Below are 6,711 nucleotides of genomic sequence, written 5' to 3' on the forward strand. Positions count from 1 at the left end.
TTGTTTGTTCGACGAAGCGTTGTGTTCGTCAGCAGCAGAGAAGCGAGATTATGCAGTGTTCCGTATAACTCGTCAACCCCATCTTTTTTCGCTTCGCTGCTTCGTCGTTGACGTTGCTGCGTTGCGAGGGGCAGAACTATAGCAAAGCGAGGCCACTGCCGCAAGGCCTATTTCAGGTTGATCGCAAGAAGCTGGTCATAGTCGCGGATGTAAAGGATGCCGTTCCTCGAAATTGCCAGTTTCCCGAAGGCGGTCGTTTGCCATGCAACATCGTGTTTGCTGCGGTCAATGGCGTAGGTATTCCGTGTGCCGCTGACGAACACGAGGTTGTTGGTCACCACCAGGTTCGCGCTGAATTGGGCATCCGTCGCGAACTCTTCCCCGGAGGGCAATGCCCAGCTCCACGTCACCTTGCCTGATGCGGCGTCTCGCGCCTCCAGGGCGCGCGTTTGATTGTTGATGGCATAGACCGCGCCTCCTGCGTAGGCCGGGTTTGCGGCAAACGCGCCTTGCGCACGCCAGCGCACCTTGCGTGTTGCGGTATCGAACGCCCTCAGCACGCTGTCTCCACCTGTCGCAAAAACTAATCCATTGGCTCCCACGACCGGAACAATATTTTCGATGGGTTCATCCGCCATATCGCTGCGGTCCTCGATGACGTAGCGCTGGCGGCCATCGGTGGGATTGGCGACGTACAGCTTGTTGCTGCTGCTGTAGTAGAGGGCCGCGTCGGTCACTGCGAGTCCCAGCGGTTGGGCCGCACTGGTCACAGGCTGGATGTAATTCTTCGTACCCTTGTGGGCGGAGAACGAGCAGAAGGCCGAATCGGGGCGGCAGGCGGCATACACCTCCCCGCTGTGCACCGTCGGCGCGGGATGCCCGCCCGGCCGGGTCGCCAGGTAAGCGGTCGACAGGATGGCTCCCGTCGCCGCGTTGATGCGGTGGAAATAGCTCCCCGAGTCGCCCGACATGAGGAACAGCTTGCCGTCCGCAAATGCGGCCGGACTCACGGGTGATTTGCTGACGCTGATTTTCCAGGCCGTGCTGCCATCAGCCTCATTGAGTGCCAGTAAATTGGTTTGCGGCATGGGAACGAAAACCTTCCCATCGCCGGTTGCGACATCCTCCAGCTGATACCGCCTGTTATCGCCATCCATGGGAGCCACCATCAGCCAGCGCTTGCTGATCGCAGCTGGGTCCACGGTAATGGGAACAAAGCCGGTGTGGCCGGCATTGCCCTGGGTGGTCGCCCAATCCTGTGCCGCGCCCGCCGGCGAGAGCGGAGAAAGGTTGTAGCTGGTGACGGGCGAGTTGGCAGTCCCGTGGCTGTCGTCGTGGCCACATGCAGCCAGGAAAAGTGGAAGGAAAATAAACGCGCAGGCCACCCGTGCGCTGGATATGGAATTCAAGCTAAGTCCCAACAAGGAATTACAAAAAACTTAACATTCTAGCAGCTGGGGCATGCCATCTATTTACCAGGCCCTTGCCACGGGAGGTAGAATGAAGGGCTACGCAACACGCCTTCCATCATGACTATCCTGCTCTCCACACTGAATGCCCGTTACACCCACGCGTCGCTCGGGCTGCGTTACCTGCTTGCCAATATGGGCGAACTGCAGGCGCAAACGCGCATCCAGGAGTTCGTCATTGGTGCCAAGACGACGGAGATGGTGGAGCGCATCCTGGCGGCACAGCCGAAGATCGTGGGCTTTGGCGTCTATATCTGGAATGTGGAGGAAACCTGCCGCCTGGTGGCGACCCTGAAACGGGTGGCGCCGCACGTGGTCATTGTGCTGGGCGGGCCGGAGGTCTCTTACGAAACGGGCGAGCAGGAAATCGCGCGCCTGGCGGATTATGTGGTGACCGGCTGGGGCGATGTGACCTTCCCCAAACTGTGCGGCGAGATCCTGAATGGGCCAAAGCCTTTGATGAAGGTGCATGCGGGCGTGCAGCCGCCGATGGCGGAGATCAAGCTGCCCTACTCGCTCTACTCGAACGAGGACCTGGCGCACCGCACCTTGTATGTGGAGGCCTCGCGCGGCTGTCCGTTCAAGTGCGAGTTCTGCCTTTCCGCGCTGGATAAGACGGCGTGGCCGTTCAATATCGATGCCTTCCTGGCGGAGATGGAGGCGCTGCATGCGCGCGGTGCGCGTACGTTCAAGTTCGTCGACCGCACCTTCAACCTGAACATCAAAACCAGCCTGAAGATCATGCAGTTCTTCCTGGATAAGCTGGCGGCAACGCCGGATGATCCGGTCTACGCGCACTTCGAGCTGGTGCCGGACCACTTGCCGGATGCGCTCAAGGAGGGCATCGCCAAGTTCCCGCCGGGGACGCTGCAGTTCGAAATCGGCATCCAGAGCTTTAACCCGGTGGTGCAGGCGAACATCTCGCGCAAGCAGGACAACGCGAAGGCGGCGGACAATATCCGCTGGCTGTGCGAGCATTCGAGCGTCCATATGCACGTGGACTTGATTGCGGGCCTGCCGGGGGAAACCGTGGAGAGCTTTGCGGAGGGCTTCGACAAGCTGTGGGCGCTGGGGCCGCATGAAATCCAGTTCGGCATCCTGAAACGCTTGCGGGGGACGCCGATCATCCGCCACACGCAGGAATTCGGCATGGTGTACGACCCGTATCCGCCGTACACGATCCTGGCCAACCGCGATATTGATTTTGCAACCATGCAGCGCCTGGTGCGCTTTGCGCGCTATTGGGACCTGGTGGCGAACTCGGGGCGCTTTACCCATACGGTGCCGGTGCTGCTCGGGACGTCGCCGTTTAAATCGTTTATGGCGTTTTCGGACTGGCTGTATGCGAATACGGATGCGACGCACCGCATTGCGCTGGACCGCCTGGCGGTGATGGTGGGGCGCTGGCTCGGAGAAGCGGGAATGCAGGCGGAAGCTGTTTCGGAGCTGCTGGCGCGCGATGGGCATGGGGTGCGGCAGAAGCCGGCGGCCCATGCATCCGCGGCGCCGGCGCGGCAGGTGCGGCATTTGGCGGCCTAGACGCCCCAAGGGTCGAACCCTGCGTCGCGGGTGGCGCGGGAAACGAATCTCTTTTACACTGGCGGCATGCCTATTGCTCAAGAGCCAACGTTATCTGTCAGCCCAGATGGGCGCACGGTATTCGCCCGGGGGACCTGGCAAGTGCATGCGCTTGCGAGCAAGCGGGTGATGAAGGCCATTTCCGGTTGCCTGGACCATGTGCGCGACATCGACGCCGTGGAATGGGATATGAGCAGCGTCGAGATGCTGGACCACGTCGGCGCGCAGCTGCTGTGGGGCGCCTGGGGCTACAAGCGCCCGGCCAGGCTGACACTGCACGACGGGCAGGATGAAATCTTCAAACGCATCGAAGCGGCCGGCAAGCTCGAATGCCCGCGCCCGCGCAAGGAGCATTTCGGCTGGGTGACGTCGCTGGGCTTCGGCATCCTGCACTTCCTGGAGCATATGCAGGGCTTTGTGCGGCTGATCGGATCGGTGGTGCAGGACCTGGGGCGCTTTGCCGCCAACCCGATGCGGGGGCCGTGGCGAGAAATCTCCGCGAATATTTTCCATGCCGGTTTCCAGGCGCTGGGCATTACGGCGCTGGTGGGATTTTTGATCGGCGTGGTGCTGTCTTACCTGTCGGCGCAGCAGCTGCGCAATTTCGGCGGCGATATCTATCTGGTCAACCTGCTCGGCATGTCGGTTATCCGCGAACTGGGGCCGCTGATGGCGGCGATCCTGGTGGCGGGCCGCTCCGGCTCCGCGATCACGGCGCAACTGGGCGTGATGCGCGTGACCGAGGAGCTGGATGCCATGCTGGTGATGGGCATTTCGCACGGCTACCGCCTGATCCTGCCGAAGGTGCTTGCGCTGGCGATTTCGATGCCGCTGCTGGTGATCTGGACCGACGCGGCGGCGCTGTTCGGCGGCATGATCGCCGCGAAGGTGGAGCTGAACCTGTCGATGCGCTACTTCGTGCAGAAGCTGCCCGATGCGGTGCCGCTGGCGAACTACTACATCGGCCTGTTCAAGGGCGCAGTGTTCGGCATGCTGATCGCGATGGTGTCCTGCCACTTCGGCTTGCGCATCAAGCCGAATACGGAAAGCCTGGGGCGCGGCACCACCACGTCGGTGGTGACGGCGATTACGGTGGTGATCCTGGCGAATGCGGTGTTCGCGATCGTTTTCAATGGAGTGGGCTACCGATGAACGACCTGCCTGCAGAAAACTGCGGATGCCCCGAGGGCGAGGGCGGGCTGACGCTCGATGGCAGCGTGCCGGTGGTGGAAATCACCAACCTGCAGACCAAATTCGGCCGCACGGTGATCCACAATGACCTGAACCTGACCATCGAGCAGGGTGAGATCCTGTCCATCGTGGGCGGCTCGGGCACCGGCAAGACGGTGCTGCTGCGGCAGATGCTGGGGCTGGAGCGCCCCACCAAGGGTTGCGTGCGCATCTTCGGCGAGGACATCACGGCCGCCTCGTCCGGCCACCTGCAGGAGCTGCGCAACCACTGGGGCATGCTGTTCCAGCAGGGCGCGCTGTATTCGGCGCTGACCGTGTTCGAGAATATTGCGCAGCCGATGCAGGAGCTGCGCACCCTGCCCTCCAGCCTGATCCGCGATGCGGTGCTGCTGAAAATGAACATGGTGGGCCTGGGCCCGGAGCATGCGAACAAGATGCCGAGCGACCTGTCGGGCGGCATGATCAAACGGGTGGCGCTGGCGCGCGCCCTGGCGCTGGAGCCGAAGCTGCTGTTCCTGGACGAGCCGACCGCCGGCCTGGACCCGGACCTGTCGGAGAGCTTCGTGTCCCTGATCAAGTCGCTGCACCGCGAACTGGGGCTGACGGTGGTGATGGTGACGCACGACCTGGATACGCTGTTCGCGCTGTCCACGCGGATTGCGGTGCTGGCGGAAAAACATGTGCTGGCCATCGGGCCGACGCGCGAAGTGATCAAGACAGATCATCCGTTTATCAAGGAATTCTTCCTCGGCGACCGCGGCAAGCGCGCGCTGGAGGCGCTGGAGTAAGGAGCAAGGCATGGAAAACAGATCGCACGCTTTGATGACAGGCCTGTTCACGATCACGCTGCTGATCGCGGCGATCCTGTTCGGCATCTGGTTCAACCGCGACCGGGTGCAGTACGACCCTTACCTGATTGCGACCACGCAATCGATCCCGGGCCTGAACCCGCAGGCGGCGGTGCGCTATCGCGGGCTGGAGGTGGGCAAGGTGGACGAGATCGACTTCGATCCGAAGATGGCCGGCCGGATCCTGATCCACCTGAGCATCGATCCGGCAACGCCGATCACCAGGACCACCTATGCGACGCTGGGCTACCAGGGGGTGACCGGCATCGCCTACATCCAGCTGGACGACGAATCGGTGGGTTCGCCGCGCCTGGCGACCTCCAAGGGCAACCCCAGCGCCATCCCGCTGCAACCGGGCCTGTTCGACCAGCTCGAAAAGCGCGGCACGGCGATCCTGGGCCAGGCGGAGGAAGTGACCAGGAAACTGAATACCCTGCTCAGCCCCGCCAACCAGAAGGCGATGGTGGGCGCGTTCAGCGATGTGAGCGAAGCGGCGCGCTCGTACAAGGACCTGGCGGCCCAGCTGGAGCCGGCAGCGCAGAAGGTGCCGGCGCTGGTGGAGCGCAGCGAACAGGCGCTGCGTTCGGTCGATACGCTGGCCAGCGAGGCCAGCAAGGTGGCGCGTACCCTGCAAGGGCCGGACGGCGCGGTGCAGCGCATTACCGCTTCCGTCGACCGGGCCACAACGTCGGTCGAAGCGGTGGCGAGCGGAATCGAGCTGGAGACGCTGCCGGGCGTGAGCGGGCTGGCCGATGAAACCAAGTCGTCGATGCGGGCCATCCGCCGCACCATGAACAACCTGAGCGACCGGCCGCAGAGCATCCTGTTCGGCGCGCCAGGCACGGCGCCGGGACCGGGCGAACCGGGATTTGACCCGAAGGGTAAATAAGGAACCAGCATGAAAAAGACACTCCTCATTACCGTTGCCGCTGCCGCAGTGCTGGCAGGCTGCGCCAGCAAAGGCCCGCAGCCGACCACCTACGACTTCGGTCCGCTCGGGGCGCCGCTGGCGGCAGCAGGCGGCGCAGCGGCGCTGCCGGCGATCGTGGTGGCCGACGTCAGCGGACCGGCTTCGCTCGACTCGCAGCGCATGTTCTACCGCCTGCTGTATGCCGACGCGCGCCAGGCGCGCCCGTACGCCTACAACACCTGGGCCGTGACGCCGCTGCAGCTGATGTCGCAGCGCCTGAAGGCGCGCATCGCGCAGGCCGGGGTGAAGGTGGTATCGACTTCCGACGCGGCCGGCGGGCTGCCCCTGCTGCGCCTGGAGGCCGACGAGTTCGCGCAGAATTTCGACAGCGCCACGCAGAGCAGCGCCAGCATCACCCTGCGCGCCTCGGTCTTCCGCAACCACAAGCTGGTGGACCAGCGCACCTTTACCCGCACCACGCGCGCGCCAAGCGCCGATGCGGCGGGCGGGGCCAGCGCGCTGGCCGAGGGCACCGACGCCATTGCCGCCGATATCCTGGCCTGGCTGGCGGCTTTGCCGAAGCAGTAAACAATGAAGGAAGACGCGCCCGCCCCAGCCCCGGCCCCAGCGCCAGGGCCGCCCGCGCCGCACGGCAAGCCGCCGGCGCGCAGCGGTTCGCCGGTGGCGCGCGCCACCCTGCTGGCGTACGCCATGC

6 protein-coding genes are annotated in these 6,711 nt (G+C 63.8%); 5 read left to right on the top strand and 1 reads right to left on the bottom strand.

Features of this window, described 5'->3' with window-relative positions; genetic code table 11:
* Window positions 1-167: 167 nt before the first annotated feature.
* Window positions 168-1,409, bottom strand: a complete 1,242-nt coding sequence (locus tag ACE3TQ_RS26580) for a PQQ-binding-like beta-propeller repeat protein (protein ID WP_374586717.1) — start codon at window positions 1,407-1,409, stop codon at window positions 168-170.
* Window positions 1,410-1,529: 120 nt separating this feature from the next.
* Here ACE3TQ_RS26580 and ACE3TQ_RS26585 point away from each other — a divergent pair, with 120 nt between their 5' ends.
* From ACE3TQ_RS26585 to ACE3TQ_RS26605, 5 genes are all read left to right on the top strand, one after another.
* Window positions 1,530-3,008, top strand: coding sequence for a DUF4080 domain-containing protein (locus tag ACE3TQ_RS26585; RefSeq protein ID WP_374586719.1), 1,479 nt, complete (start codon window positions 1,530-1,532; stop codon window positions 3,006-3,008).
* A gap of 66 nt (window positions 3,009-3,074) precedes the next feature.
* Window positions 3,075-4,199, top strand: a complete 1,125-nt coding sequence (locus tag ACE3TQ_RS26590) for an MlaE family ABC transporter permease (protein WP_374586721.1) — start codon at window positions 3,075-3,077, stop codon at window positions 4,197-4,199.
* Window positions 4,196-5,026, top strand: a complete 831-nt coding sequence (locus ACE3TQ_RS26595) for an ABC transporter ATP-binding protein (protein WP_374586723.1) — start codon at window positions 4,196-4,198, stop codon at window positions 5,024-5,026. Before ACE3TQ_RS26590 ends, ACE3TQ_RS26595 begins: the two co-directional genes overlap by 4 nt.
* Before the next feature lie 10 nt (window positions 5,027-5,036).
* Entirely contained in the window at window positions 5,037-5,975 is a 939-nt protein-coding gene (locus ACE3TQ_RS26600) for an MlaD family protein (protein WP_374586725.1), read from the top strand.
* 9 nt (window positions 5,976-5,984) lie between these two features.
* The gene (locus ACE3TQ_RS26605; protein ID WP_374586727.1) at window positions 5,985-6,584 is read left to right on the top strand and encodes an ABC-type transport auxiliary lipoprotein family protein; all 600 of its coding nucleotides are present in this window, start codon (window positions 5,985-5,987) and stop codon (window positions 6,582-6,584) included.
* The last annotated feature ends 127 nt before the right edge of the window (window positions 6,585-6,711 follow it).

The organism is Pseudoduganella sp. (assembly GCF_041914865.1).
Lineage (GTDB): Bacteria > Pseudomonadota > Gammaproteobacteria > Burkholderiales > Burkholderiaceae_D > Rugamonas.

Bases quoted from the DNA above. Each gene is read 5' to 3' on its own strand.
- ACE3TQ_RS26585 (WP_374586719.1), top strand. From the start codon at position 1,530: ATGACTATCCTGCTCTCCACACTGAATGCCCGTTACACCCACGCGTCG.
- ACE3TQ_RS26590 (WP_374586721.1), top strand. From the start codon at position 3,075: ATGCCTATTGCTCAAGAGCCAACGTTATCTGTCAGCCCAGATGGGCGC.
- ACE3TQ_RS26595 (WP_374586723.1), top strand. From the start codon at position 4,196: ATGAACGACCTGCCTGCAGAAAACTGCGGATGCCCCGAGGGCGAGGGC.
- ACE3TQ_RS26600 (WP_374586725.1), top strand. From the start codon at position 5,037: ATGGAAAACAGATCGCACGCTTTGATGACAGGCCTGTTCACGATCACG.
- ACE3TQ_RS26605 (WP_374586727.1), top strand. From the start codon at position 5,985: ATGAAAAAGACACTCCTCATTACCGTTGCCGCTGCCGCAGTGCTGGCA.